The following is a 24,933-nucleotide window of genomic DNA, read 5'->3' on the forward strand; positions in this document are numbered from 1 at the left end:
GGGCATAACTCCCCGCCAACAAGATCATGGGAGTGACGGCGTGAGCGACGGACAGGTTTTTCCGGTTCCCGACGACTGGGCGGGCAAGGCCCATATCGACGCCGCCGGCTATCAGGCCGCGGTGGCCCGGGTGGAGTCCGATCCCGAGGGCTATTGGCGCGACCTGGCCGGCCGGCTGGACTGGATCAAGGCCCCGACCCGGATCAAGGACGTCTCGTACGCCAAGGACGACTTCCGCATCCGCTGGTACGCCGACGGGGTGCTGAACGCCTCGGTCAACTGCATCGACCGCCACCTGCCGCATCGCAAGGACGAGGTCGCCCTGATCTTCGAGGGCGACGAGCCGGGCCATTCGCACAACGTCACCTACGGCGAACTGCACCAGCAGGTCTGCCGGATGGCCAACGTCCTCAAGGACCAGGGGGTCCGCAAGGGCGACCGGGTGACGATCTACCTGCCGATGATCCCGATCGCGGCGGTGGCCATGCTGGCCTGCGCCCGGATCGGCGCGGTGCACTCGGTGGTGTTCGGCGGCTTCTCGCCCGACTCCATCGCCGGTCGCATCCAGGACTGCGCCTCGCAGTTCGTGATCACCGCCGACGAGGGCCGTCGCGGCGGCAAGCGGGTGCCGCTGAAGGCCAATATGGACAAGGCCCTGGACCACTGCCCCTGGGTCGGCAAGGTGCTGATGGTGCGCTGGACCGGCGCGGACGTGCCGCTGGTCCATGGCCGCGACATCGTCTGGGACGACGTCAAGGACGGCGTGCCAGCCACCTGCGAGCCCGAGCCGATGAACGCCGAGGACCCGCTGTTCATCCTCTACACCTCCGGCTCCACCGGAAAGCCCAAGGGCGTGCTGCACACCACAGGCGGCTACCTGACCTGGGCCAGCTGGACCCACGAGGCGGTGTTCGACTACCGGCCCGGCGAGGTCTTCTGGTGCACGGCCGACGTCGGCTGGGTGACCGGCCACAGCTATGTCGTCTACGGCCCGCTGGCCAACGGCGGGACCAGCCTGATCTTCGAGGGCGTGCCCAACTATCCGACCCCGGCCCGGTTCTGGGAGGTGGTCGACAAGCACAAGGTCGAGATCTTCTACACCGCCCCCACGGCTCTGCGCGCCCTGATGCGCGAGGGCGACGAGCACGTGACCAGGAACGACCTGTCGTCCCTGCGCCTGCTGGGCAGCGTGGGCGAGCCGATCAACCCCGAGGCCTGGCTCTGGTACCATCGCGTGGTCGGCAAGGACCGGCTGCCGATCGTCGACACCTGGTGGCAGACCGAGACCGGCGGCATTCTCGTTTCGCCCCTGCCCGGCGCCACGGCCCTGAAGCCCGGCTCGGCCACCAAGCCCCTGCCCGGCGTCAAACTCCAGCTGGTCGACGCCGAGGGCAAGGTCCTGGAGGGCGCGACCGAGGGCAACCTGGTCATCACCGACAGCTGGCCCGGCCAGATGCGGACGGTCTACGGCGACCACGGCCGGTTCTTCGAGACCTATTTCAGCGCCTATCCGGGCAAGTACTTCACCGGCGACGGCTGTCGGCGCGACGAGGACGGCTATTACTGGATCACCGGCCGGGTCGACGACGTGATCAACGTCTCGGGCCACCGCCTGGGCACCGCCGAGATCGAGAGCGCCCTGGTCGCCCACGAGACCGTCGCCGAGGCCGCCGTGGTCGGCTATCCGCACGACATCAAGGGCCAGGGCGTCTACGCCTACGTCACGCTGAAGTTGGGGGTCGAGGCTACCGACCAGCTGCGCAAGGACCTCATCCTCTGGGTGCGGGCGGAGATCGGCCCGTTCGCCGCGCCGGACGTGCTGCAGTGGGCTCCTGGCCTGCCCAAGACCCGCTCGGGCAAGATCATGCGTCGCATCCTGCGCAAGATCGCCGAGAACGAGTTGGGCAGCCTGGGCGACACCTCGACCCTGGCCGATCCGTCGGTGGTCGACGATCTGGTGAAAAATCGCGCCAAGGCCTGATGCGCCAGGGGCTGAAACTCGGCTACGCTAGATTCATGCGTGGCCGAGCCCTTGTCGTTGCTTTCGTGATGCTGGCGGCCCCATGGGCGGCCGGGGCGCAGGAGCCGAACCCCGACTGGCTGCACCGCATCGAAAGCGGCGACGTCGCGCTGGAGGCCCACACCGATTCCAGCGGCCGCGGCGGCCAGGTGCGGGCGATGATCGACATCGCCGCCTCGCCGCACGTGGTCTGGAGCACCATCCTCGACTGCGAGCGGGCGGCGCGGATGACCCCCAGCGTCAAGAGCTGCACCGTGCTGTCGCGCGACGCCACCGGCCGCGTGGAGGTGCGCGAGCACATCGTCAAATGGAGCTTCCTGCTGCCGGCCCTGCACTCGACCTCGCGCCTGACGCTGGAGCCCTACCGGCGCATCGCCTTCCGCTGCGAGGCGGGCGACATCAAGGATTGCGAGGGTCAGTGGCTGCTGGAGCCGCTGGACGGCGGCAGGGCCACCCGGGTCACCTACGAGAACCGCGCCACCGCCCCCTTCGGCCTGCCCAACGGCATGACGACCATGGCCATGCGCCGCGACGTTCCCGCCGCCCTGCGCGCGCTGCGCCGAGAAAGCGTGGCGGCGGCGCGATGAGCCCGACGCCCGAGCCGCCCAAACTTGACGGACCCTGGCTGTTCGACGGGGTCTGCAACCTGTGCTCGGGCTCGGTCCGGGCGGTGCTGGCCATCGACCGCGAGGGCCTGATCCGCTTCACACCGATCCAGTCGGCCTATGGCCGGCGACTGGCCCTGGACCACGGGATCGATCCGGACCAGCCGACCAGCTTCCTGTTCCTCGACGGCGGCCAGGCCTTGGAGAAGAGCGCGGCGATCCTGGCCCTGCTGCGGCGGCTGGGCCCGCCGTGGTCCTGGTTGGCGGTGATCGACGTCCTGCCGCGCGCCTGGCTGGACGGCGCCTACGACTGGCTGGCCGCCAACCGCTACCGGCTGATGGGCAAGCGCGCGACCTGCATGCTGCCCACGCCCGAGCAGAAGGCCCGCTTCGTGCTGGAGCCGCCGACCGTATGAGCGACAGCCTCAAACGCATCGTCCTGGTGGGGGCCAGCGGCGTGTTCGGCCAGAGGCTGGCGGCGATGATCGCCCGCTGGCCCGACGTCGTCCTGGTGCTGGCGGCCCGCGGGTTGGCCCCGCTGGAGGCCCTGGCGGCCGACCTGGCCAGGACCAAACCCGCCGCGAAGATCGAGGTCGCCCGGCTGGATCGCCTCGATCCTACGAACCTGGCCGCGTTGGGCGCCTGGGCGGTGGTCGACTCGGCCGGACCGTTCCAGGGCCAGGACCACGCCTTCCCCCGCGCGGTGCTGGCGGCCCGCGCCCACTATCTCGACCTGGCCGACGCCCGCGACTTCGTGGCCGGCTTCGAGGCGGCGCTGGACGGCGAAGCCCGCGCGGCCAAGCGCTGGGCGATCACCGGCGCCAGCTCGACCCCGGCCCTCAGCCATGCCGCCCTCGATAGGATGACCGCCGGCTGGACCCGGATCGAGCGGGTGGAAGCCGCGATCTCGCCCGGCGCCCGGGCGCCCCGGGGACTCTCGGTGATCCGCGCCATCCTGGGCTGGGCCGGCGGGCCGGTACGGGTGTTCGCCAAGGGCCATTGGGCGATCCGCCCCGGCTGGAGCGACCCGCGCCGCACGCCCTTCCCGGGTCTAGGCCGCCGCTGGACCGGCCTGGCCGAGGTGCCCGACCTCGACCTGCTGCCCGCCCGCTTCCACGTCCGCCGGGACGCGATCTTCCGGGCCGGGCTGGAGCTGCCGATCCTGCATCTGGGCTTGTGGGCGCTGAGCCTGCTGCGGCGCGCGCGGCTGATCCGCACCCTGGAGCCGCTGGCCGTGCTGTTGGGCGAGGCGGCGGGCCTGGTCGCGCCGCTGGGTTCGGATCGCGGCGGCATGGTGGTCAGCGCCGAGGGCCTCGACGCCGACGGCGCGCGGCGCCTGGCCCGCTGGAGCCTGTGCGCCGAGGCGGGCGCCGGTCCCAGCACACCGGCCGCCCCGGCGGCGGCGGCCCTGCGCGCCCTGCTCGACGCCAGGCTGGGCGAACCCCGCGCCGCGCCCTGCGTCGGCCTGGTCGACCTGGACGCCATCCTGCACGAGCTGCGCGACCTGCCGATCCGCACCCAGCTGGAGAGCCAGCGTCCAGACACCCCCGGCCTGTTCCCCCGCCTGCTGGGCGACGCCTGGGCAGCCTTGCCCCAGGGCGTTCGCCGCGCTCATGCCGGCCTCGAGCCCGTCACCCTGACCGGCCGGGCGCGGGCGCGCGGCGCGTCCGGCCTGCCCGCCCTCGTTCGTCGCCTGCAGGGTCTGCCGCCGACCGGCCTGCACGAGACGACGGTGACGATCACGCCGGCGGAGGGCGGCGAACGCTGGGTCCGCCGGTTCAGGGCCTGCACCTTCGATTCGACCATCGGACCGGCCCGCGACGATCCGTGGACGTTCGAGGAGGCCGCCGGCGCCCTGACCTTCCGCTTCTCGGTCGCGCCCTATCCGAACGGCCTGTCCTGGATTTTCGAGGGTTGGCGATTGGGGCCCGTTCCCCTGCCCCGCGCCTGGGCGCCGCGCATCCGGGCGCGGACCTTTGAGCACGACGGAAGCTACCGCTTCCGCGTGCTGGTCGCCCATCCCTGGCTGGGCGTGATCTTCGGCTATGCCGGCCGGCTCATTTCGCCCTCCCTCACTTCGGGCGAGGCGTGACCGTCAGCTTGTAGGGCACGTAGAGCGCCAGCTCGAGCGGCCCGGACTGGTACCAGGACAATGGCAGCTGCAGCCCCTCGGCGGTAACCGCGTAGTCGGGACCGAACGTTCCCGCCACCTTGCGCGCGTCGTCGGCCACCAGGGCCAGGACCTCGCCGCGATAGCGCTGCGGGCCGATCAGGGTGAGGTTCCAGTCCTCGGTCGGCAGGATCTCGGTGCGGCCGGCCTTGGCGGTCTTCTCGGCGAAGGCCGTGATGCGGCCCGTGGCGGCGTCGAACGTGTCGGTCGGGGCCACGTGGGTCTTGACCACCAGCACCGCGACGCTGGTGTCGGGCTTGCCGTCCGCGTGGATCACCGCGTCGAGCATGGTCTCATCGAAGCGGCCGATCACCTCCTCGCCCTCCAGGCCCAGCTCGACCCCGGCGGCGGGCGCGGCCTTGATCATGTTGCGCAGGGTGGCCTTCAGCTCCTGCCTGCGCTGGGACAGATCGCGGGTGTCGCAGACCACCCGCACCTCGGTGATCAGGTTGTCGGCGCGCTTGTTCAGCGTCACGAAGGGCGTCTTGACCGGGTCGTACTCGGTGATCCGCGCGCCGGTGACCACGACTTCCTCGACCCCCGACTGACGGGCCTGGACCGGGGTGGAGACGACGACCAGCGCCGCCAGGGCGCAGGCGATGGACAGAGACTTCATGATGCTTCCCCCGCTGACGATCTTTCCACCAGAGGATGCACGGTTGAGCTTCCCGGGCAATCCTCGCCTTTCATGACAAGACGGTAAGCTTGGCGCCTCCGGCCCGGATGCTAGGGTCGCGCCCTCAAGCTTTCGGAGCGCCGTCCTCATGATCCGTCCCGCCGCCAAGGCCGCCCTCGTCGCGCTGGCCCTTTCGACCACCGCTCTCTCTCCCTTGGCGCAAGCCCAGACCAAACCGGCTCCAGCGGCGGCGGCCGGCGTGACGGTGCCGCCGATCGTCTACAAGGAGCGGACCCTGGCCAACGGCATGAAGGTCTACACCTCGCGCGACGCGACCACGCCGAACGTGACGGTGCAGGTCTGGTACGGCGTCGGCAGCAAGGACGATCCGGAGGGCCGCTCGGGCTTCGCGCACCTGTTCGAACACCTGATGTTCAAGGCCACGCGCAACATGCCCAGTGAGACCTTCGACCGCCTGACCGAGGACGTGGGCGGCTTCAACAACGCCTCCACCTATGACGACTTCACCAACTACTACGAGGTCGTCCCCGCCAATCACCTGCAGCGCCTGCTGTGGGCCGAGAGCGAGCGCCTGAACTCGCTGGTCATCGACGACGCGGTGTTCAAGTCCGAGCGCGATGTGGTCAAGGAAGAGCTGCGCCAGCGCGTCCTGGCCAACCCCTACGGCCGGTTCTTCAACCTCTACATCACCCAGGCCTCGTTCGCCGACCATCCCTACAAGCGCCCGGGCATCGGCTCGATCGAAGAGCTGGACGCCGCCACCGTCGACGACGTGCGCGCCTTCCACGCCGCCTATTACCGCCCCGACAACGCCGCCCTGATCGTGGTCGGCAATTTCGACGAGGCCCAGCTCGACGCCTGGATCGACCAGTATTTCGCGCCGCTGAAGACGCCCGCCACGCCGATCAAGCAGGTCACGGTGGTCGAGCCGCCGCGCACCGGGTCCAAGACGATCACCACCTACGGCCCCAACGTGCCGCTGCCGGGCGTGGCCATGACCTGGCAGGCCCCGACCGCCGCCGATCCGGACGCCCCGGCCCTGGCCGTGCTGGACGCCATCCTCTCGGCCGGCAAGTCGTCGCGCCTGTACAACAGCTTGGTCTATGACCAGCAGATCGCCCAGACGATCTTCTCCTCGACCAGCACCAACGCCCAGCCGGGCATGTTCTACGTCGGCGCGATCATGGCCGGCGGCAAGACCGTGGAGCAGGGCGAGGCCTCGCTGAGCGCCCAGGTCGCCAAGCTGCGCACGACCCCGCCCACCGCCGCCGAGCTGGCCGAGGCCAAGACCGGCCTGCTGGCCGACGCCGTGCGCGGCCGCGAGACCATCGACGGCCGGGCCTTCGCGATCGGCTACGCCCTGCGCACCGAGGGCGACGCCGAGCGCGCCAACACCGACCTGGCCGCCCTGCAGGCGGTGACCGCCGCCGACGTCCAGCGCGTGGCCGCCAAGTATCTGGCCGACGACCGCAAGGTGACCGTCCGCTACCTGCCGGAATCGTCTAAGCCGGCCGGCGCCAAGGACCCGTTCGAGGCCCCCAAGCCGACCCCGTCGGTGACCTACAGCGGTCCGGTCACCACCCTGGCCCCGGAAGCCGAGCGCACGGTCCCGCCCGCGCCCGGCAAGCCGGTCTCGCCGATCCTGCCTGCGCCGGTCGAGAAGACCCTGGCCAACGGCCTGCGGGTGATCGTCGCCAAGTCCAGCGACCTGCCGCTGATCACCGCCGACCTGACCGTGCGCGGCGGGGCGGGATCCGATCCCGTCGGCCTGGCCGGCGTGTCCAGCCTGACCTCCGAACTGATGACCGAGGGCACCAAGACGCGCACCGCCACCCAGGTGGCCGCCGCCACCGAGGCCCTGGGCGCCGATCTGGAGGCCGCTTCGGGCTGGGAGGCCTCGTCCCTGACCCTCAGCGTCATCGCCGACAAGGCTCCTCAGGCCCTGGCGATCATGGCCGACGTCGCCCAGAACCCGACCTTCAAGGCCGAGGAGCTGGAGCGCGTGAAGGCCGAGACCCTGGACGGCCTGTCGGTCAGCTACCAGCGGCCCGGCGCGGTCGCGGGCTTCGTCGTGCCGACCGTGATCTACGCCGGCTCCGGCTATGGCCACGTCGCGGGCGGCACCCCCGGCTCGCTGCCGAAGATCCAGCGCGACGCCCTGGTCAAGACCCACGCCGCCAACTGGCGTCCCGACAACGCCATCCTGGTGCTGACCGGCGACCTGACGCCCGAACAGGGCTTCGCCCTGGCGGAGAAGGCGTTCGGCGGCTGGGCCAAGCCCGCCGGTCCGCCGCCGGCCCCGGTCAAGGGCCCGACCGGCTACGCGGCCAAGAACGTGCTGGTCGACCTGCCCGGCACCGGCCAGGCCGCGGTGGTGGTGGCCAAGCCGGCGATTCTGCGCGCCGACCCGCGCTACTATGCCGGCCTCGTGGCCAACGGCGTGCTGGGCGGCGGCTATTCCTCGCGCCTGAATCAGGAGATCCGCATCAAGCGCGGCCTGTCCTACGGCGCCGGCTCCGGCCTGTCGCCGCGCGCGGCGATCGGCGGCTTCACGGCCACCGTCCAGACCAAGAACGAATCCGCCGCCCAGGTGGTGGGCCTGATCAAGGACGAGCTGACGCGCCTGGCCGCCGAACCGGCCTCGACCGCCGAGCTGGCGGCGCGCAAGTCGGTGCTGGTCGGCGACTTCGGCCGCGACCTGGGCACCTCGGGCGGGCTGGCCGACATCCTGGGCAACCTGGCGATCTACGGCGTCCCGCTGAACGAGATCCAGGCCTATACCGGCAAGGTCGAGGCGGTCAGCGCCGCCGACGTCCAGGCCTTCTCCAAGGCCGTGCTGGACCCGACCCAGACCAGCGTCATCGTGGTCGGCGACGCCAAGACGATGGGCGAAAGCGTCAAGACGGCCCTGCCGGCCGCCGTGCAGATCCCGATCGACCAGCTGGACCTCGACAGCCCCACCCTCACGAAGGCCAAGTAAAGCGTGACCGACGACCGCCAGGCCGATCTGAAAAGCGAAGCCCAGCTCGCCTCGCCCTCCTATCGCCTGGCGGCGTTGGACCAGGACTTCCTGCTGGGCGAGTCGATGCGGGGCGTGCGGTTCCTGCTGGAGTTCGCCAAGGCCGACGAGGCCTTGCGGGCCTGGGGCGTGCGCTCGACCATCGTGGTGTTCGGCAGCGCCCGGGTCCGTGAGGACGGTCCCGGCGCGCAGGCCCGCTGGTACGCCGAGGCCCGGCGGTTCGGCCGCCTCGCGTCGGAGCGCGGCGGAGCGATCCACGCGACGGACGGCGTGCGCGACAACGTCATCGCCACCGGCGGCGGGCCAGGGGTGATGGAGGCGGCCAACCGCGGGGCCTGGGACGCCGGCGCCCCGTCGGTGGGCTTCAACATCACCCTGCCGCACGAGCAGCAGCCCAACCCCTACGCCACGCCGGACCTGTCGTTCCGCTTCCACTACTTCGCCATGCGCAAGATGCACCTGGCGATGCGGGCCAACGCCCTGGTGGTGTTCCCCGGCGGCTTCGGCACCTTCGACGAGCTATTCGAGATCCTGACCCTGCGCCAGACCGACAAGGCGCCGCGCATCCCCATCGTGCTGTTCGACGAGGCCTATTGGCGCTCGGTGGTCAATTTCGACAGCCTGGTCGAGCACGGCATGATCAACGCCGCCGACCTGGAGCTCTTCCGCTTCGCCGAGAGCGCCGAGACGGTGTGGTCCAGCCTGCTGGCCTGCGGCCTCAAGCCGGGCGAGTCGATCGAACTGGAGCCCGAGCAGGCGCCGCCGACGGAGCCGCCCACCCCATGACGGAAGTCGACGTCGCCATCATCGGGGCCGGGGCCGCTGGCCTGGCCGCCGCCTCCACCCTGGCGGCCGCGCCGCTGAACGTCTTGGTTCTGGAGGCCCAGGACCGGATCGGCGGTCGGGCCCATACCGCCCTGCTGGACGGCATGCCGCTGGACCTGGGCTGCGAGTGGCTGCATTCGGCCGACCGCAACCCGCTGGTCGAAAAGATCGCCGCCTCGGGCCTGACGATCGACAAGACCCCGCCGCCCTGGGCCCATCCGGAAGCCACGATCAACTTCAGCGCCGCCGAGCGCGAGGCCTATGGCGAGGCCTTCGCGGCGTTCGACGAGCGGGTCGAGGCGGCGGCCGGCCAAGCAGGGGACCAGCCCGCCTCGGACCTGCTGGAGCCCGGCGGACGCTGGAACCCCCTGCTGAACGCCTTCAGCGCCTACTACAACGGGGCCGAGTTCGACCAGGTCTCGGTCAAGGACTATGGGGCCTACGACGACAGCGAGCTCAACTGGCGGGTCGCGGAGGGCTATGGGGCCGGAATCGCCGGCCTGGCGCCGCGCGGCGTGCGGGTCGTCGGCGACTGTCCCGTCTCGCTGCTGCGCCATGACGGGCCTCGCCTGAGCCTGGAGACGGCCAAGGGGGTGGTCCAGGCCCGGGCGGCCATCGTCTGCATCCCCACGGCCCTCCTGGCCGCCGGAGCGCTGCGAATCCTGCCCGAGCTGCCCGCCAAGCTGGCCGCCGCCGAGGGCCTGCCGCTGGGCCTGGCCGACAAGGTGTTCCTGAAGCTGGACGAGCCGGACGCCTTCGCGGTGGAATCGATGGTCTACGGCGCGCCCGAGCGCACGGCGACCGGAGCCTATCACCTGCGCCCGCTGGGCCGGCCGGTGATCGAGGCGTTCTTCGGCGGCGCTCACGCGCGGTCGCTGGAGGCCGAAGGCCCCGGCGCGTCGGCGGCGTTCGCGATCGACGAGCTGGTCGGGGTCTACGGTTCGGGTCTACGCGGCCGAGTGTCGGTGCTGGCCAAGACGGCCTGGGCGTCCGATCCCTGGGCGCGGGGCTCCTATTCCCACGCCCTGCCTGGCCGGGCCGGCGAGCGGGCCGTTCTGGCCGCGCCGGTCGACGGACGGCTGTTCTTCGCCGGCGAAGCCTGCTCGCCGCACGCCTTCTCGACCGCCCACGGCGCGTGGGAGACGGGCGAGCGAGCGGCGCGCGAGGTGTTGGCGGCGTTGGGGGTCAGCGGGACCTAAGCCCTCCCCCTGTGGGGGAGGCGGCCGAAGGCCGGTGGGGGGATTGAGCTGAACCGGCCGATCACTCCCCCCTCCGATCGCTGCGCGATCACCTCCCCCACAGGGGGAGGGCCTATGAAATCAGGCCTTGGGCGCCGCCGGCTTGGCCAACAGGTCGCGGATCTCGGTCAGCAGCTTTTCCTCGGGCGTCGGGGCGGGCGGCGCTTCGGGCGCGGGATCCTCGGCGTCGGCGCGGCGGACCTGGTTGACCAGCTTGACCAGCAGGAACACCACCACGGCCACGATCAGGAACTGGATCACGGTGTTGATGAAGGCGCCGTACTGGATCGCCACCAGTTCGACCGCCTCGGTCGCCGGGTCCTCGGGCTTGAGCACCCACTGCAGCTTGGAGAAGTCCAGCCCGCCCATGGCCAGGCCGATCGGCGGCATGATCACCTGGTCGACCAGGCTCTTGACGATGCCGTTGAAGGCCGCGCCGATGATCACGCCGACGGCCAGGTCGATGACATTGCCGCGCGCGATGAACTCGCGGAATTCCTTGACGATGCTCATGCTGGACCTCTTCCGACTAGGGCCGGAAGGCTGAGCGCGTTCGCCCTCATGGGTCAAGCGTCGCCGGAAGTTCCTATTCGTCGGCGTTCAGGCGGCCGCGCAGTTCCTTGCCGCTCTTGAAGAACGGCACGTGCTTGGCGCGCACGTCGACGGTCTCGCCGGTGCGAGGGTTGCGGCCGGCGCGGGCCGGGCGCGAGCGCACCGACAGGGCGCCGAAACCGCGGAGCTCCACGCGGCCTCCTTCTTCGAGCGCACCGATCATGCGCTCAAGAATGACGCCGACAACGCGCTCGACGTCCTTCTGGGTCAGGTGCGGATTCTCGTTCGCGAGCCTGGCGATGAGTTCGGACTTGATCATCGATATCCCCGACGCGTCAAAGCGATCCTGGGGAGGCAGGACCCGGCGCGCGTGCGACCTTTGCCCAAGCAAGCCTGAGTCTTCAAGGGGAAAGCTTGCCTAACGGGGGCTTTTGAGTCGGGTGGGCGACACCGTGGACCGACCTCAAAGACCCTTCGGCGCCCGGACGATCTTGGCTTCCGCGGCGGCGTTGCGCAGCTGCCGGTTGGTCTCTTCCACCGCCGCGAACGGGATTTCGCGGGCTTGACTGACCGTCTCACGCTCGAAACGCGCGATGCCACCGGACAACGTGCTGGCCTGGACGCTCCGGGCGCCGCCGATCACCGCCGCGGCGTTCGGCCCCTTGATGCTGAACCCCTTGCCGGCGTTCGGCAGGACGATTTCGAACACGCCCTTTGAAAAGGTCGGATAGGCCACGGCGTAGGGCGCGTCGCTGTCGGGCCCCGGCTGGCGACGCGGCAGGGCCTTGGCCTGACCGTCTCCCGTGCCGGGGATCTGGAACTCCCGCACCCCCAGATCGTCGTTGAGCCGCCAATCCAGGGTCGCGTCGCCCGCCAGGGTCACGGTCATGGTCCCGTCGTCGGCGCGCGACCAGTCGACGGTCTTGAAATCGATCCAGCTGAGGCTCGAGGAAAAGCTCTGCTTGAGCGCGCGCTCGATGTCGGCGCGGCTGGCGGCCTCGGTCATCCGGCCGATGGCGCGCGCGCCCTCGCCCCGCACGGTGGTGGTCATCCGCGTGGGGGCCGGCGCGCCCAAGCCCGCCGAGGCGTCGATGCGCAGGACGACCTCGCTGTCCGGGAGCGTCAGCGTCGGCTGCACGATCTCGACCAGTCCGGTCCCGCCCGCCTGGATCGGCAGGCCCCAGCGGTAGCCGGGCGGACGCAGGGTCGCCAGTCCGCCCCGATCACCGGTGCGCGTGCCGTCCAGCCAGTAGTCGGCGCCGTCGATGTGGGCGCGCACCAGGACGTGATTGAACTGAGCGGCGGCGGGAACGCGGAGATCGAGGCCGTCGCCGCCCGCCGTGGCCACCAGGACCGGCTCGGCCTGGACGCTCAGCTCGCGCAGCAGCGCCAGCAGCAGCACCGTCTTGGCCTTGCAGTCGCCGAACCGCCGCGACCAGGTCTCGTCGGCCGGCGAGGGGCGATAGCCGCCCTCGCCCATGCCCAGGAACAGATAGCGGGTCTTGTCCTCGACCAGCTGCAGAGCGGCGAAGGCGCGGACCTTGGGATCCTGGCTGGCGGCGGCGATCTTCGCGGCCTCGGCCTTCAGCGGCGAGTCGGCGGCCAGGGTCGAGGCCTCGGTGAACAGCGGCGCCATCCGGGCCGAGATCTCGCTCCAGTCGCGGAAGGTCGACGCCTCCAGCTGGCCCACGCGCTGGAACCGGGCCGGCGCGCCGACCGGCGGCCTGGGCGCGGTGACATTGGCGACGTCGACCAGCAGCTCGTGGGTCTTGCCGCTGATCGAGACCTTGGGCTCCGGAAAGCCCGCCGTCGCCTTCCAGGCCATCGGGACGCCGTCCGGCCACAGCAGGCGCACCCGATAGCGCGCCGCCGCGCCCGCCCAGCCCATGCGCTCGGAATCGTTGGCGCGGCCGCCGAACAGCGGCTCGTTGTGCTGCAGGCTGTAGGACCAGTCGACCACGTCGCCGACCTGCAGGTCGTTGAGCTGGAGGCTGGCGGTCATCCGCCCGTCCAGCATGGCCCGCTCCATGTTCTTCTCGCGCCGCAGGACCAGGACGTCCTTGCCGCCCTTGAGCAGGTCGATCGTCTGGCCGTTCCGCACGATGCTCAGGCCGTGCAGGGTGAGCTTCTCGCGCGCGGGGTCCCAGGTCATCGACCGCGAGCCCGAGCCCGCCAGCCCCTCGGGCTTGGCGATCCGCACGACACGGCGGTTGTAGTAGGTGAAGCCCTGGGGATCGGCGAGGGCCTGGTTGTCGTCCAGCAGCATCTGGACGGCGGGCGGCGGCTGGCCGTCGTCGGGCGCGGCTGGGATCGGGGCCTGCTGAACCCATTTTGCGGGCGGGGCGTAGACCGGCTTGTCGTCGGCTCTGGCCAGGCTCGCGCCGAACATGCCCCAGGCGAGGATCGCGGCAGCGGCCGCCAAGGATTTCAGCACGCGAACGCCCCCAGAAGCCACGCGGCGCACAGGCGCCAAGCCACAACCTTAGGCAGTCGTAGCAAGCTTCCGGACAAAAGAAAACGGCGGCCGGATCGCTCCGGCCGCCGTTCCATTTCTGCTTTCGCTGTAAGGCGAAGGCTTAGTCCTTGGTGGCCCGCTCGCGCAGGGCCGCGCCGAGGATGTCGCCCAGCGAAGCGCCGGAGTCCGACGAGCCGAACTGCTCGATGGCTTCCTTCTCTTCGGCCATTTCCAGCGACTTGATCGACATCGAAACGCGGCGAGCCGCCTTGTCGATGTTGGTGATCTGAGCGTCGACGCGGTCACCCACGGCGAAGCGCTCGGGGCGCTGTTCCTGACGGTCGCGCGACAGGTCCGACTTGCGGATGAAGGCGGTCATCAGGGCGTCGTCTTCACCGAAGCGAACTTCGATGCCGCCGGTGGTGACTTCAGTCACCGTGACGGTCACGGTCTGGTTCTTGCGGTAGGTGTCGCCCGACATCGGATCGCCGCCCAGCTGCTTGATGCCCAGCGAGATGCGTTCCTTCTCGACGTCGACGTCCAGGACCTTCGCCTTGACGATGTCGCCCTTCTTGTAGCGAGCCATGGCTTCTTCGCCCGACGCGCTCCAGTCGATGTCCGACAGGTGCACCATGCCGTCGATGTCGTTGTCGAGGCCGATGAACAGACCGAATTCGGTCGCGTTCTTGACTTCGCCTTCGACGGTCGAGCCGACCGGGTGGGTTTCCAGGAAGGAATCCCACGGGTTGGCCAGGGCCTGCTTCAGGCCCAGCGAAACGCGGCGCTTGGACGGATCGACGTCCAGCACGACCACGTCGACTTCTTGCGAGGTCGAGACGATCTTGCCGGGGTGGACGTTCTTCTTGGTCCAGGACATTTCCGAGACGTGCACCAGGCCTTCAACGCCGGCTTCCAGCTCCACGAAGGCGCCGTAGTCGGTGATGTTGGTGATGCGGCCCGTGAACTTGGCGCCGACCGGGTACTTGGCTTCAACGCCGTCCCACGGATCCGACTGCAGCTGCTTCATGCCGAGGCTGATGCGCTGGGTGTCCGGGTTGATCTTGACGATCTGGACCTTCACGGTGTCGCCCACGGCGAGCACTTGGCTCGGGTGGTTGACGCGCTTCCAGCTCATGTCGGTGACGTGCAGCAGGCCGTCGATGCCGCCCAGGTCGACGAACGCACCGTAGTCGGTGATGTTCTTGACGACGCCTTCGCGGATTTCACCCTCTTGCAGCTGCGACACCAGTTCGGTGCGCTGCTCGGCGCGGGCTTCTTCCAGGATGGCGCGACGCGAGACGACGATGTTGCCGCGCGGACGGTCCATCTTGAGGATGGCGAAGGGCTGTTCCTTGCCCATGAGCGGGCCGACGTCGCGCACCGGGCGGATGTCGACCTGCGAGCCGGGCAGGAACGCCGAGGCGCCGCCCAGGTCGACGGTGAAGCCGCCCTTGACGCGACCGACGATGGCGCCGAGCACGGGTTCGTTCTTGGCGTAGACGCCTTCCAGACGGGTCCAGGCTTCTTCGCGCTTGGCCTTTTCGCGGCTGATGACCGCTTCGCCGAGGGCGTTTTCCAGGCGTTCCAGGAAGACTTCGACCGAGTCGCCGACCTTGATGGTGGGCTTGCCGGTTTCGTCGACGCCGAATTCCTTCTGGGGAACGCGGCCTTCGGTCTTCAGACCGACGTCGATGATCGCGAAGTCCTTCTCGATCCCGACAACGATGCCCTTGACGACGGTGCCTTCCTGGAAGTCGCGGCCGCCCATGGAATCGTTCAGCAGCGCTTCGAAATCGTCGCGCGTCGGGTTGAAGCTCATATCGTCAGCCATGCTGATGTTTAGTCTCGTGTTGAGGGAAGCCCTGCGGTGAGCGCCGCCGGATGACGGTTCTCGGGATTCCGGATGATGTGAGGTTTCTCGTGCGGTCCGGCGCTTCCAAAGCGGCGGCGAGGCGGGCGGTGGATTAGCCCGGGAGGTTTCCCGACCGGGCGCGCGCCGTCTCGACAATGCGGCGAGCCGCATCGAAGGCCTGCTCTATAGTCATTTCCGACGTATCAAGCAAGACGGCGTCCGGGGCTTGCGTCATCGGCGCGCTGGCCCGGCCGCCGTCGCGCTCGTCGCGTTTGCGGATGTCGGCCAGGATCTCGTCGAAGGTCACGGCCTCGCCCTGGCCGACCAGCTGCTTCCAGCGGCGGTCGGCGCGGACCTCGGGGGTGGCGGTCACGAACAGCTTGGCCGGAGCCTCGGGAGCGATGACCGTGCCGATGTCGCGGCCGTCGATCACGCTGCCGGGCTCGCGGCCGGCGAAATTACGCTGCAGGTCGAACAGGGCCGCGCGGACGCCCGGATGGACGGCCACCCGGCTGGCGGCTTCGCCGGCCTGGCGGGTGCGGACCTCGGGCATTTCCAGCTCGGCCAGCTCCAGGCCGCGCGCCGCGGCCTCGGCGCCGATCGCGTCGTCCAGGTCGCCGTCGGCGTTCAGCAGGCGCACGCCCACCGCCCGATAGAGCAGGCCGGTGTCCAGCATCGGATAGTCGTAGAGCCTGGCCAGACGGCTGGCGACCGTGCCCTTGCCCGAGGCGGCGGGACCGTCGACGGCGATGACGAAAGCCATGGTCAGGCTTCTCCGATCGTCCCGCCCAGGCCGCGCATCATGTCGGCGAAACCGGGGAAGCTGGTGGCGATCATGCCGGGCTCGTCGATCGACACCGGCGACTGGGCGGCCATGCCCAGGATCAGGTGGCTCATGGCGATCCGGTGATCGCCGTGGGTCTCGACCATGCCCCCGCCGCGCGGCGCCTGGCCCGTCCCGCGGACGATGAAGCCTTCGGGCTCCTCCTCGACGTCGACGCCGCAGGCTTCCAGGCCGGCGGCGGTCAGGGCGATGCGGTCGCTTTCCTTGACGCGCATCTCGCCGACGCCGCGCATGATCGTCTCGCCCGTCGCGAAGGCCGCGGCCACGGCCAGGATCGGATATTCGTCGATCATCGCCGGGGCGCGCTCGGGCGGCACGACGACGCCCTTCATGTTCGGCGAGTAGCGGGCGGTGATGTCGCCGACCTGTTCGCCGCTGCTGTCGCGGACGTTCGAGATCACCAGGTCCGCGCCCATCTCCTGCAGGGTGGTGAACAGGCCCGTGCGCAGTTCGTTGAGCATCACGCCCTCGACCGTCACTTCCGAACCGGGGACGATCAGGCCGGCCACCAGCGGGAAGGCCGCCGACGACGGGTCGCCCGGCACGGCCACATGGGTCCCGATCAGCTTCTGGCCGGCGGGCAGGCGGATATGCCGCACGCCGTCTTTGTCCTCGACGATCACCTCGGCCCCGAAGGCCCGCAGCATGCGCTCGGTATGGTCGCGGGTGGCTTCCGGTTCGATCACCTCGACCCCGCCCTCGGCGTGCAGGCCGGCCAGCAGCACGGCCGACTTCACCTGGGCCGAGGCCATCGGCAGCTTGTATGACAGGCCACGCAGGTTGCCGCCCTTCAGGGTCAGCGGCAGGCGGCCCTTGTCGCGGCCCAGCCAGGTGGCGCCCATCCGGGCCAGCGGATCCAGCACCCGGCTCATCGGCCGGCCACGCAGGGAATTGTCACCAGTGAAGGTGGCGCACAGCGCGAAACCCGCCGCCGCGCCCATGATCAGCCGCACGCCGGTGCCGGCGTTGCCGCAGTCGACCACGTCGGAGGGCTCGACGAAGCCGCCCTGGCCCTCGATCCGCCAGCGGCCGCCGCCTTCCTGTTCGACCCGCGCGCCGAAGCTGCGCATGGCCTGGGCGGTCGCCAGGACGTCGGCGCCCTCCAGCAAACCCTCGACCGTGGTGGTTCCCGAAGCCAGCGCGCCGAGGATCATCGAACGGTGGGAAATCGACTTGTCGCCCGGCGCGCGAACCGTCCCGCGGAGGGGCCCACCGGGGGTGCTCTTCAATCCAGCCGCCGTCATGCCGCCACCGGCCTCCGTATCACGCGCTTTTCACGAGGGGATTGCTTTTGACAGCGGCCCCCGGCCATGGCAAGTGACCCGCCGCTTTCCCCATCTGGATCAAAGGGTCGCCAACTTGGCCAATCCCGAACTGGGCGCAAAACAAATTTGCCCCAACTGCCAATCGAAATTCTACGATCTGGGCCGCCGCCCGGCCGTTTGTCCGAAGTGCGGCGAGTCGTTCGATCCCGAAGAGGCGCTGAAGTCGCGCCGCGTCCGTGCTCGCGCCGTCACCCCGGACTACGACGCCGAGGACGAGAAGCCCGCTCCCCCTCCCAAGGAGGAGGACGGCTACGAAGACGAGGTCGATGAGACCCCGGAAATCGACGAAGCCGCCGAGGAAGTCGTCGAACCCGACGACGACGACAGCGACCCGACCGTCGCCCCGGCCCCGGCCGCCGACGACCTGGGCGTCGACTTCTCGGAAGACGAGGATCTCGCCGAGGACGAAGCCGACGACGTTCCGTTCCTCGAGGACGAAGACGACGAGGACGTCCTGGAAGACGAAATCGAAGGCCTGCCGGGCGCGGACGACGACGACTAAACGTCACCTGCGCCTGTCGGAAAATTGATCGAACAACGGTCCGAAAAATTTTCCAAAAAAAGTGCGCCGGGAGGGTTGATCCAAAAATCCTCCCGGCATAGGTTCCGCGCCTCTTCGGGGGCCACCCACTCGGAACCGCCGGAGACACTGAGGAATTCTAGGTTTCCCCACTCGGAAATCTTTGAACCTTGGGGCTTTAGCTCAGCTGGTAGAGCGCTTGCATGGCATGCAAGAGGTCAGCGGTTCGACTCCGCTAAGCTCCACCAAGACGGCCGCTTCCCTAAAGGGAGCGGCCGTTTCCATTTCCGGCGCCCGGTTCGGCGGCGCCGAGGCGCCCCGGTCCGCCAAGGGCGCGGACGCAACTTCCCCGATAAAAACGACTTCGGCTTGCAGCGGTTTGGCGCTCAGACTGTTTTCCGTGTTCGGAGGCTGTTCATGCGACCCATTTCCCCACCCGCCCTCGCCGTCATCGCGACCCTGCTGCTGGCGACCCCGGCCCTGGCCCAGACCGAGCCCTCCAAGACCCAGCAGGTCGAGGAGAGCGCCTCGAAGGTGGTCACCGCGCCGCTCAAGGACGTCGGCGTGGTCAAGGACAAGATCCCCCAGGTGCTGATCGACGCCCGGACCGGGACCTACGTCCTGCCCTCGCCCCTGACCTGCAAGACGATCTTCGACGCCGTCGACGCGCTCGACGCCGAGCTGGCGCCGGACCTCGACGCCGACTCCACCCGGATCAAGAGCGGCATGTCGGCGACCGAACTCGGCGAGACCGTGGTCCACGGCCTGATGCCTATGCGCTCGTGGGTCCGCAAGCTCAGCGGCGCCGAGAAGAACGCCAACGAGGTCCAGGCGGCGATCGTGGCCGGCTCGATCCGGCGCGGCTACCTCAAGGGCGTGGGCCTGGGCATGCACTGCAAGCCGCCGGCGGCTCCGCTGGGGGTGACCTTGCCGACGGCCGCACCGGCCAAGGCCAAGCCCAAGAAGCGCTAGGCCCGCCAGAGCTTCCGCGCCTCCTCGGCCACGACGTCGGGATATTCCTCGGGCCAGAACAGCTTGGCTTTGGGAAGCCGGCGCACGCCCTTCGAGTTCGGCAGGACAGCGTCCAGATAGTCCGGGCTCTCCTTGGCGAAGATGTCGTCGGCCATGCCCCAGACGATGCGGGTGGGGACCTTGCACGTGCGCAGCGACGCCTCGATCCCGGCCAGGGGATTGGGGTCCAGGCCCAGGGTGTAGGCGTTGACCAGGGCCTTGCTGGCCGGGGTGGCGACCAGCGGACCGAAATACATCTGGATCGCCGCGTCGGTGGGCTGGCTGGGGTCGGAGAAGCACATGCCGCCGAAGCCTTCCGGCGAACGCGCCAGCTTGGGGTCCTGGAACCACGGAACCAGCCATTGGTCGGGATAGGTCCCCTCCCGGGCCAGGGCCAGCACCGGCTGCAGGGCCGGCGGCGGGCTGTCGGGCTCGACGTCGCAATTGGTCAGCAGCATCGTGCGGACCCGGTTCGGGAAGCGGGTGACGAAGATCTGGGCCACGGCCCCGCCGCTGTCGCTGGCGACCAGGTCGACCGAGGCGATCCCGAGGGCATCGAGGAACGCCGCCAGCATGTCGGCCTGGTCGGACGGCGTGACGCCCTGGCCGGCGGCGACGCGGGTGAAGCCCAGGCCCAGGGAGTCCGGCGCGATGCAGCGGCGCTCGCCCGACAGCCGATCAAAGGCCCCTCGCCATTGGAACCCGTTGAGCGGGAAGCCGTGCAGGAACAGGGCGACCGGGCCGGCGCCGCGCTCGACATAGGCGATGTCGCCGAACCTGGTAGGCAGGTAGCGGCGCTCGGCGTTCCAGGCGCGCGCGGCCTTGGCGTCGTCCTCGGCGCGGGGCAAGGCCCCCTCGGCTTGGGCCGAGCCGGCGGCCGCCACGGCCAGAAGACTCATGGCGGTCAGGAACTGTCGTCTTTGCATCGTCCGATCCTCATGACGGGGACGGAAGGTCCCGGTTGCTGGAGGACTAGGACCGCGCGATCACCGGCTCCATGACTTGCGAGGTTATGGCGATCATGCGCGGCGCGGTTAGTGTCAGGTCATGAACACGATGACCTCGCCGCCGCCCCGCTCCGCCCCCGCCGCGGCCGATCACCCCCTGGGCGACCTGCTTCGCCAGTGGCGGAGCACGCGCCGGATGAGCCAGATGGATCTCGCGCTGGAGGCCGGGATCTCGACCCGCCACCTCAGCTATGTCGAGACCGGCAAGGCGCGGCCCAGCCGTGAGCTGGTCGCCCTGCTGGCCGGGGCGCTGGACATGCCCATGCGCGACCGCAACGCACTGCTGGTCGTCGCCGGCTACGCGCCCGGCTATCGCGAGACGCCCCTGTCGGATCCGCAGATGGCGCTGATGCGACGGGCCATCGAGTTCATCCTGGGCCAGCAGGAGCCCTTCCCCGCCTTCGTGGTGAACCGGCACTGGGATGTGCTGATGGCCAACCAAGGTCTGTTGCGGCTGTTCGGCTGGCTGCGCGACGGGGTCCAGCCGCACGGCAACATCATGCGCCAGGTGTTCGACCCGGCCGACATGCGGCCCTTCGTCGAGAACTGGGAGGAGGTGGCCGGCGACCTGATCAGCCACCTGCATCACGAAGCGGCCACAGACAAGACCTCGCGCGCCCTGCTGGACGAGGTGCTGGCCTATCCGGACGTGCCGATCCGCTGGGAACGACGGCAGCTGGGCGCCGCGCCCCTGCCGCTGCTGACCGTGACCTTCCGCAAGGGCGACCAGCGCCTGACCTTCTTCTCGACCCTGACCACCTTCGGCACCTCGCGCGACATCACGCTGGAGGAGCTGCGGGTCGAGTGCATGTTCCCCGCCGACGATGCGACGGCGGCCTTCTGCAAGGCGCTGGCGGAAAAGGACGCCTGAGCGCAATACAACCTCTGGCGCCAAACTTGCTGCATGGATCGCAAGCAGGAGGGGCGACCATGGACATCGGCGCGAGCGGCATCCAACGCGAAAGCCGCATCACGACCCTGAAACCGCTGGATCTAGGCGGCATGGCCATGCTGGCCGCCGTCAAGGACCAGGCGTTCAAGGCTTTCGACGCCGACCGGGACGGCAAGGTCTCGGCGCAGGAGATCGCCAAGCTCGGCAATAACGACCCGGACAAGCTTGCCGACAAGCAGGCTCTGGTCTCGGCTTTCGACAGCAATGGCGACGGCGCGCTGGACACCAGCGAATTCGGCGCCTCCAGGCTGCTGGACGGCAAGAACCTGCAGACCTTGCTGGGCGTGCAGGACGAGGCGGGCATGGCCAACTGGCTGATCGCCCGGGCCGACACCGACGGCGACGGGACCTTGTCCGCCGACGAGTATGCGGGCGTGGCCTCGCCCATCGCCCGCTCGGGCCGGATCGTGGACGGCAAGAGCGTCTGGGACCCGGTCGAAGACGTCAACGCCCAGCATTTCGGCGGGACCGACGCCGACAAGGACGGGCAGCTGTCGGCGGAAGAGCTGGCGACCAAACTCAAGGCCGCGCCGCAACTCATCCGGCTCGCCGGCACCAGCCAGGCGGCCGGCGTCCTGTCCACGCGCGGCGACACCGATGGCGACGGCGCCCTGTCGGCCGACGAACTGACGGCGGCGGTCAAGGCCCAGAACCTCGACCCGAGCGACGTCGGCGACCTGATGCGATCGGCCGACCGCGACGGGGACGCGAAGCTCTCCGCCGGCGAACTGCAAGCGGCCGCCAGACGCCACCCGCTGCTTTTCATGCGCGACCAGATCAGCGGCGCGCCCGTCCCGCCCTCGAGCGGCGAGATGCTGCTGAGCCGGCTCCTGCACTCGACCATGCGCGGCCTGAGCGACCAGATGGCCTCGGAACTGGGCGGCGCCCTGAACCGGACGGCTTAAGCGCCGCGGGCCACGAACCAGCCGTTGCGGAAGCCCTGGTCGGCCTTGCCATAGGTGAAGGCCTGGCCCTCGGGCATGGTGAAGCGGCCGCCGGCGGCGACCAGGATGGCGTGACCGGCGGCGGTGTCCCACTCCATGGTCGGCCCATGGCGCGGATAGATGTCGGCCGCGCCCTCGGCGATGCGGACCAGCTTGATCGAGCTGTCCATCGGCGCGCGCAAGCTGAAGCCGTACTGGGCCGCCAGTTCGGTCGCCCGCTCCTCACTCATGGTGTGGCTGACCAGGGCCAGGGCCTGGCCTTCGGGCCAGGCGCGAACCTGGACCCGGGTGTCCGCGCCGCCGGGGGTCTCGCGCTTGAGCACGCCCTGGGCGTCGGTGAACCAGACCTCGCCCGTCGCCGGGGCGCAGATCGCGCCGGCCACCGGAACGCCGTTGTCGATCAGGCCGATATTGACCGTGAAGTTGGGATCGCCGCGCACGAAGGCCTTGGTGCCGTCCACCGGATCGACCAGGAAGAACCGCGGGCCGATGGCGTCGGGCGTGCCGAACTCGCTGGCATGCTCTTCCGAGATCGCCGGGATCTCGGGGAAGCGCTCGGCCAGCCGGGCCAGGATCAGGCGCTCGCCGGCCTTGTCGGCCTCGGTCACCGGGCTCTCGTCGGCCTTGCGGACCACGTCCAGCTCGGTGCGCCAGAACGGCAGGATGACCTCGGCGGCCGCCTCGACGATCGTCGCCAGGTCGCGGCCGTAGTCGGCCAGGTTCACAAAAGTCATTTAGGTCCCCCGGGGATCGTCGCCGACGAACAGCAAGGTGACGCGCGTCGCGTCCACCGTCTGCTTGCCGGCGTCTTCGAAATTGACGGTCACGCGATGGCCGATCACCGACTGCACCTGGCCCAGACCCCAGTCGGGCTGGTCGGGATGGCGCACGAGGACGCCCGGCTCGAGAAACGGATCCATGACGGGCTCCTGATAGGCTGCCAGCAGCGTTTGCCAAAGTCCCAAATCACGCCAAAGATCGCGCCATGACCGACGCCGACGCTCCCACCCCCGCCACCCCGTCTCCTGGCGACGCTCCCGAGCTGAACGTCAACGGGCCGGACTTCGCCGCCCTGGTGGCCGCCCGCCTCTGTCACGACTTCATCAGCCCGGCCAGCGCCATCGTCTCGGGCCTGGACCTGCTGGAGGACCCCTCCGCCCAGGACATGCGCGAGGACGCCATGAGCCTGATCTCGTCCAGCGCCCGCAAGCTGGCCGACCTGCTTCAGTTCACGCGGGTGGCGTTCGGCGCCTCGGCCTCGGCCGAGAACTTCGACTCCCGCGAGCTGGAGAAGCTGGCCCAGGGCGTGTTCGCCCATGTGCGCCCGACGATGGACTGGGCCATCCCGCCGTCGACGATGAACAAGGCCAGCGCCCGCGCCATCCTCAACATCGCCCAGATCGCCGCCAGCGCCCTGCCGGCCGGCGGCAAGGCGACGCTGCGGGCCGTGGTCGCCGACGACCGGGTGGCGATCACCGCCGACGCCGTCGGTCCCCGCGCCCGCCTTCGTCCCGAGGTTCTTGCGGGCCTGAAGGGCGAGGCCCTGGCCGAGGGCCTGGGCGGCCCGTGGGTGCAGGCGGCCTATCTGACCGCCCTGGTCCGCGCGGCCGGCGGCCAGGTCGGCGTCGAGCTGGGCGAGGACCAGGTCACCCTGGCGGCCTGGGTCCCGGCCTGAACTTTTCCGGGGGATAAAACCCCGAAGATCGCGATCACCGTCACCGCTCCTTAACTCCCTCCGCCGCAAGGTGAGGGGATTGTATTGGAGCGTGCCGTGAAGACCTGTCTCGTCGTCGACGACAGCCGGGTGATCCGCAAAGTCGCCCGGCGCGTCCTGGAAGACATAGGCTTCGAGATCGCCGAGGCCGCCGATGGCGTGGAAGCCCTGGCCTGGTGCCGGGCGGCGATGCCCGACGCCGTGCTCCTGGACTGGAACATGCCGGTGATGAACGGGATCGAGTTCCTGCGCCACCTGCGCCAGGAACCGGGCGGCGAAGGCCCGACCGTGGTCTTCTGCACCGTCGAGAACAAGATCGAGGCCATCCGCGAGGCGCTGGACGCCGGCGCGGACGAGTACATCATGAAGCCGTTCGACGGCGACATCATCGCGGCGAAGTTCGCCGAGGCGGGCCTGCTGTGACGCCCGAGGACATGGACCTGCTGGCCGCCCTGGCCCGCCAGCGCGCCGGTCTGCGGATCGAGAGCGACAAGGCCTATCTGGTCGAGAGCCGGCTCAATCCCCTGGCCCGCCGCGAAGGCTTCGACTCGATCGAGGCGATGATCGCCGCCCTGCGCGCCCATCGCGAGGACCGCCTGATCTGGGCCGTCGTCGAGGCCCTGACCCTGAACGAGACCGCGTTCTTCCGCGACCGCGAGGTCTTCGCCCAACTGCGCGACGAACTGCTGCCGACCCTGTCCAAGCTGGTGCGCAAGCGGCCGATCCGCATCTGGAGCGCCGCCTGCTCGACCGGCCAGGAAGTCTATTCCCTGGCCATGACCGCCGAAGAATCCCGCGACATCGCGCCCGGGGCCCGGTTCGAATTCTTCGGCTCCGACCTTTCCGACCGTTGCCTGGAGAAGGCCCAGAGCGGCCTCTACACCCAGTTCGAGGTGCAGCGCGGCCTGCCGATCCGTGCGCTGGTCAAGCACTTCGAGAACCAGGACGAGATGTGGGCGATCAGCCCCCGCATCCGCCAGTCCGTGCGCTGGCGGCGGATCAACCTGCTGGCCGACCTGTCCTCGATGGGCAAGTTCGACGTCATCCTGCTGCGCAACGTCCTGCCCGGCCTGGATCCCAGCGTGCACGGCCGGGTGATCGAAAGCCTGGCTGCCCGGCTGGAGGACGACGGCGTGCTGCTGGTCGGCAGCGGCGAGTCCCTGGAGGGCGTCACCGGCGCCGTGCGGGCGATCGCCGGACGATCGGGCCTGTTCACCCGCGCCGCGGCCTGACGCTTCCAGGC

At 69.8% G+C, this 24,933-nt stretch carries 24 protein-coding genes and 1 tRNA gene; 15 read left to right on the forward strand and 10 right to left on the reverse strand.

Annotated elements, in window-relative coordinates:
* The first annotated feature begins 40 nt into the window (after positions 1-40).
* From acs to AC1DYP_RS06565, 4 genes are read left to right on the forward strand one after another with little or no spacing between them, the layout of a single operon-like run.
* The gene (gene acs / locus AC1DYP_RS06550) at positions 41-1,981 is read left to right on the forward strand and encodes an acetate--CoA ligase (RefSeq protein ID WP_477045662.1); all 1,941 of its coding nucleotides are present in this window, start codon (positions 41-43) and stop codon (positions 1,979-1,981) included.
* A 35-nt stretch (positions 1,982-2,016) separates the two neighbouring features.
* Positions 2,017-2,607: an SRPBCC family protein gene (locus tag AC1DYP_RS06555; protein WP_477045663.1), complete on the forward strand. Its 591-nt coding sequence runs from the start codon at positions 2,017-2,019 to the stop codon at positions 2,605-2,607.
* Complete coding sequence (locus AC1DYP_RS06560) at positions 2,604-3,041, forward strand: thiol-disulfide oxidoreductase DCC family protein (protein ID WP_477045664.1); 438 nt, start codon at positions 2,604-2,606, stop codon at positions 3,039-3,041. The genes AC1DYP_RS06555 and AC1DYP_RS06560 overlap by 4 nt, the downstream gene beginning before the upstream one ends.
* Positions 3,038-4,717 (forward strand): DUF4166 domain-containing protein, encoded by a 1,680-nt coding sequence (locus AC1DYP_RS06565; protein ID WP_477045665.1) that lies wholly within the window; start codon positions 3,038-3,040, stop codon positions 4,715-4,717. The genes AC1DYP_RS06560 and AC1DYP_RS06565 overlap by 4 nt, the downstream gene beginning before the upstream one ends.
* Here AC1DYP_RS06565 and AC1DYP_RS06570 read toward each other — a convergent pair.
* Positions 4,698-5,411, reverse strand: coding sequence for a hypothetical protein (locus AC1DYP_RS06570; protein WP_477045666.1), 714 nt, complete (start codon positions 5,409-5,411; stop codon positions 4,698-4,700). The two genes, AC1DYP_RS06565 and AC1DYP_RS06570, sit on opposite strands and share 20 nt — an antisense overlap.
* Before the next feature lie 148 nt (positions 5,412-5,559).
* On the opposite strand from AC1DYP_RS06570, the gene AC1DYP_RS06575 reads away from it, so the two are divergent.
* From AC1DYP_RS06575 to AC1DYP_RS06585, 3 genes are read left to right on the forward strand one after another with little or no spacing between them, the layout of a single operon-like run.
* Positions 5,560-8,412, forward strand: a complete 2,853-nt coding sequence (locus AC1DYP_RS06575) for a M16 family metallopeptidase (protein WP_477045667.1) — start codon at positions 5,560-5,562, stop codon at positions 8,410-8,412.
* 27 nt (positions 8,413-8,439) lie between these two features.
* Positions 8,440-9,237, forward strand: a complete 798-nt coding sequence (locus AC1DYP_RS06580) for an LOG family protein (RefSeq protein WP_477045725.1) — start codon at positions 8,440-8,442, stop codon at positions 9,235-9,237.
* Positions 9,234-10,475: a flavin monoamine oxidase family protein gene (locus AC1DYP_RS06585; RefSeq protein ID WP_477045668.1), complete on the forward strand. Its 1,242-nt coding sequence runs from the start codon at positions 9,234-9,236 to the stop codon at positions 10,473-10,475. Before AC1DYP_RS06580 ends, AC1DYP_RS06585 begins: the two co-directional genes overlap by 4 nt.
* Before the next feature lie 120 nt (positions 10,476-10,595).
* On the opposite strand, the gene mscL is transcribed toward AC1DYP_RS06585, so the two are convergent.
* From mscL to aroA, 6 genes are all read right to left on the reverse strand, one after another.
* Complete coding sequence (gene mscL / locus AC1DYP_RS06590) at positions 10,596-11,027, reverse strand: large-conductance mechanosensitive channel protein MscL (RefSeq protein ID WP_477045669.1); 432 nt, start codon at positions 11,025-11,027, stop codon at positions 10,596-10,598.
* Positions 11,028-11,100: 73 nt separating this feature from the next.
* On the reverse strand, positions 11,101-11,385 hold the full coding sequence (locus AC1DYP_RS06595) for an integration host factor subunit beta (RefSeq protein ID WP_007676040.1): 285 nt from the start codon (positions 11,383-11,385) through the stop codon (positions 11,101-11,103).
* Positions 11,386-11,529: 144 nt separating this feature from the next.
* Positions 11,530-13,500 (reverse strand): DUF3857 domain-containing protein, encoded by a 1,971-nt coding sequence (locus AC1DYP_RS06600; RefSeq protein WP_477045670.1) that lies wholly within the window; start codon positions 13,498-13,500, stop codon positions 11,530-11,532.
* A 142-nt stretch (positions 13,501-13,642) separates the two neighbouring features.
* Positions 13,643-15,352, reverse strand: a complete 1,710-nt coding sequence (gene rpsA, locus AC1DYP_RS06605) for a 30S ribosomal protein S1 (RefSeq protein WP_477035057.1) — start codon at positions 15,350-15,352, stop codon at positions 13,643-13,645.
* A gap of 133 nt (positions 15,353-15,485) precedes the next feature.
* A complete protein-coding gene (cmk, locus tag AC1DYP_RS06610; RefSeq protein WP_477045671.1) occupies positions 15,486-16,136 on the reverse strand; it encodes a (d)CMP kinase in 651 nt (216 codons plus the stop codon).
* A gap of 2 nt (positions 16,137-16,138) precedes the next feature.
* On the reverse strand, positions 16,139-17,461 hold the full coding sequence (gene aroA / locus AC1DYP_RS06615; RefSeq protein ID WP_477045672.1) for a 3-phosphoshikimate 1-carboxyvinyltransferase: 1,323 nt from the start codon (positions 17,459-17,461) through the stop codon (positions 16,139-16,141).
* Positions 17,462-17,576: 115 nt separating this feature from the next.
* On the opposite strand from aroA, the gene AC1DYP_RS06620 reads away from it, so the two are divergent.
* The 3 genes from AC1DYP_RS06620 (at position 17,577) to AC1DYP_RS06630 (ending at position 19,034) form a co-directional block, all read left to right on the forward strand.
* Positions 17,577-18,044, forward strand: coding sequence for a TIGR02300 family protein (locus tag AC1DYP_RS06620; protein WP_477035054.1), 468 nt, complete (start codon positions 17,577-17,579; stop codon positions 18,042-18,044).
* Positions 18,045-18,234: 190 nt separating this feature from the next.
* Positions 18,235-18,310, forward strand: a tRNA-Ala gene (locus AC1DYP_RS06625).
* A gap of 169 nt (positions 18,311-18,479) precedes the next feature.
* Positions 18,480-19,034 (forward strand): hypothetical protein, encoded by a 555-nt coding sequence (locus tag AC1DYP_RS06630; protein WP_477045673.1) that lies wholly within the window; start codon positions 18,480-18,482, stop codon positions 19,032-19,034.
* Here the strand turns inward: AC1DYP_RS06630 and AC1DYP_RS06635 are convergent.
* Positions 19,031-19,999 (reverse strand): alpha/beta fold hydrolase, encoded by a 969-nt coding sequence (locus tag AC1DYP_RS06635; RefSeq protein ID WP_477045674.1) that lies wholly within the window; start codon positions 19,997-19,999, stop codon positions 19,031-19,033. The two genes, AC1DYP_RS06630 and AC1DYP_RS06635, sit on opposite strands and share 4 nt — an antisense overlap.
* A gap of 121 nt (positions 20,000-20,120) precedes the next feature.
* Here AC1DYP_RS06635 and AC1DYP_RS06640 point away from each other — a divergent pair, with 121 nt between their 5' ends.
* Complete coding sequence (locus AC1DYP_RS06640; protein WP_477045675.1) at positions 20,121-20,951, forward strand: helix-turn-helix domain-containing protein; 831 nt, start codon at positions 20,121-20,123, stop codon at positions 20,949-20,951.
* 59 nt (positions 20,952-21,010) lie between these two features.
* Positions 21,011-21,937 (forward strand): EF-hand domain-containing protein, encoded by a 927-nt coding sequence (locus AC1DYP_RS06645; RefSeq protein WP_477045676.1) that lies wholly within the window; start codon positions 21,011-21,013, stop codon positions 21,935-21,937.
* Here AC1DYP_RS06645 and cysQ read toward each other — a convergent pair.
* Positions 21,934-22,710, reverse strand: a complete 777-nt coding sequence (gene cysQ, locus AC1DYP_RS06650) for a 3'(2'),5'-bisphosphate nucleotidase CysQ (protein ID WP_477045677.1) — start codon at positions 22,708-22,710, stop codon at positions 21,934-21,936. The two genes, AC1DYP_RS06645 and cysQ, sit on opposite strands and share 4 nt — an antisense overlap.
* Entirely contained in the window at positions 22,711-22,896 is a 186-nt protein-coding gene (locus AC1DYP_RS06655) for a DUF3553 domain-containing protein (RefSeq protein ID WP_477045678.1), read from the reverse strand.
* A gap of 65 nt (positions 22,897-22,961) precedes the next feature.
* Here AC1DYP_RS06655 and chpT point away from each other — a divergent pair, with 65 nt between their 5' ends.
* From chpT to AC1DYP_RS06670, 3 genes are all read left to right on the forward strand, one after another.
* Positions 22,962-23,651, forward strand: coding sequence for a histidine phosphotransferase ChpT (gene chpT, locus AC1DYP_RS06660; protein ID WP_477045679.1), 690 nt, complete (start codon positions 22,962-22,964; stop codon positions 23,649-23,651).
* An 84-nt stretch (positions 23,652-23,735) separates the two neighbouring features.
* Positions 23,736-24,113, forward strand: a complete 378-nt coding sequence (locus AC1DYP_RS06665; protein ID WP_477035047.1) for a response regulator — start codon at positions 23,736-23,738, stop codon at positions 24,111-24,113.
* Positions 24,110-24,922 carry a CheR family methyltransferase gene (locus tag AC1DYP_RS06670; RefSeq protein ID WP_477035046.1) on the forward strand — a complete coding sequence of 271 codons (813 nt, stop codon included), beginning with the start codon at positions 24,110-24,112 and terminating at the stop codon, positions 24,920-24,922. Before AC1DYP_RS06665 ends, AC1DYP_RS06670 begins: the two co-directional genes overlap by 4 nt.
* Positions 24,923-24,933: the final 11 nt, after the last annotated feature.

This window comes from Caulobacter sp. P1_D6 (assembly GCF_056406095.1).

What these genes read in the sequence shown, in the direction of transcription:
- AC1DYP_RS06560 (WP_477045664.1), top strand. Translation starts at nt 2,604, where the DNA reads ATGAGCCCGACGCCCGAGCCGCCCAAACTTGACGGACCCTGGCTGTTC.
- mscL (WP_477045669.1), bottom strand. Translation starts at nt 11,027, where the DNA reads ATGAGCATCGTCAAGGAATTCCGCGAGTTCATCGCGCGCGGCAATGTC.
- cmk (WP_477045671.1), bottom strand. Translation starts at nt 16,136, where the DNA reads ATGGCTTTCGTCATCGCCGTCGACGGTCCCGCCGCCTCGGGCAAGGGC.
- AC1DYP_RS06555 (WP_477045663.1), top strand. Translation starts at nt 2,017, where the DNA reads ATGCGTGGCCGAGCCCTTGTCGTTGCTTTCGTGATGCTGGCGGCCCCA.
- AC1DYP_RS06570 (WP_477045666.1), bottom strand. Translation starts at nt 5,411, where the DNA reads ATGAAGTCTCTGTCCATCGCCTGCGCCCTGGCGGCGCTGGTCGTCGTC.
- AC1DYP_RS06635 (WP_477045674.1), bottom strand. Translation starts at nt 19,999, where the DNA reads ATGCAAAGACGACAGTTCCTGACCGCCATGAGTCTTCTGGCCGTGGCG.
- AC1DYP_RS06640 (WP_477045675.1), top strand. Translation starts at nt 20,121, where the DNA reads ATGAACACGATGACCTCGCCGCCGCCCCGCTCCGCCCCCGCCGCGGCC.
- AC1DYP_RS06630 (WP_477045673.1), top strand. Translation starts at nt 18,480, where the DNA reads ATGCGACCCATTTCCCCACCCGCCCTCGCCGTCATCGCGACCCTGCTG.
- AC1DYP_RS06655 (WP_477045678.1), bottom strand. Translation starts at nt 22,896, where the DNA reads ATGGATCCGTTTCTCGAGCCGGGCGTCCTCGTGCGCCATCCCGACCAG.
- chpT (WP_477045679.1), top strand. Translation starts at nt 22,962, where the DNA reads ATGACCGACGCCGACGCTCCCACCCCCGCCACCCCGTCTCCTGGCGAC.
- aroA (WP_477045672.1), bottom strand. Translation starts at nt 17,461, where the DNA reads ATGACGGCGGCTGGATTGAAGAGCACCCCCGGTGGGCCCCTCCGCGGG.
- AC1DYP_RS06585 (WP_477045668.1), top strand. Translation starts at nt 9,234, where the DNA reads ATGACGGAAGTCGACGTCGCCATCATCGGGGCCGGGGCCGCTGGCCTG.
- AC1DYP_RS06595 (WP_007676040.1), bottom strand. Translation starts at nt 11,385, where the DNA reads ATGATCAAGTCCGAACTCATCGCCAGGCTCGCGAACGAGAATCCGCAC.
- AC1DYP_RS06575 (WP_477045667.1), top strand. Translation starts at nt 5,560, where the DNA reads ATGATCCGTCCCGCCGCCAAGGCCGCCCTCGTCGCGCTGGCCCTTTCG.
- rpsA (WP_477035057.1), bottom strand. Translation starts at nt 15,352, where the DNA reads ATGGCTGACGATATGAGCTTCAACCCGACGCGCGACGATTTCGAAGCG.
- AC1DYP_RS06565 (WP_477045665.1), top strand. Translation starts at nt 3,038, where the DNA reads ATGAGCGACAGCCTCAAACGCATCGTCCTGGTGGGGGCCAGCGGCGTG.
- cysQ (WP_477045677.1), bottom strand. Translation starts at nt 22,710, where the DNA reads ATGACTTTTGTGAACCTGGCCGACTACGGCCGCGACCTGGCGACGATC.
- AC1DYP_RS06645 (WP_477045676.1), top strand. Translation starts at nt 21,011, where the DNA reads ATGGACATCGGCGCGAGCGGCATCCAACGCGAAAGCCGCATCACGACC.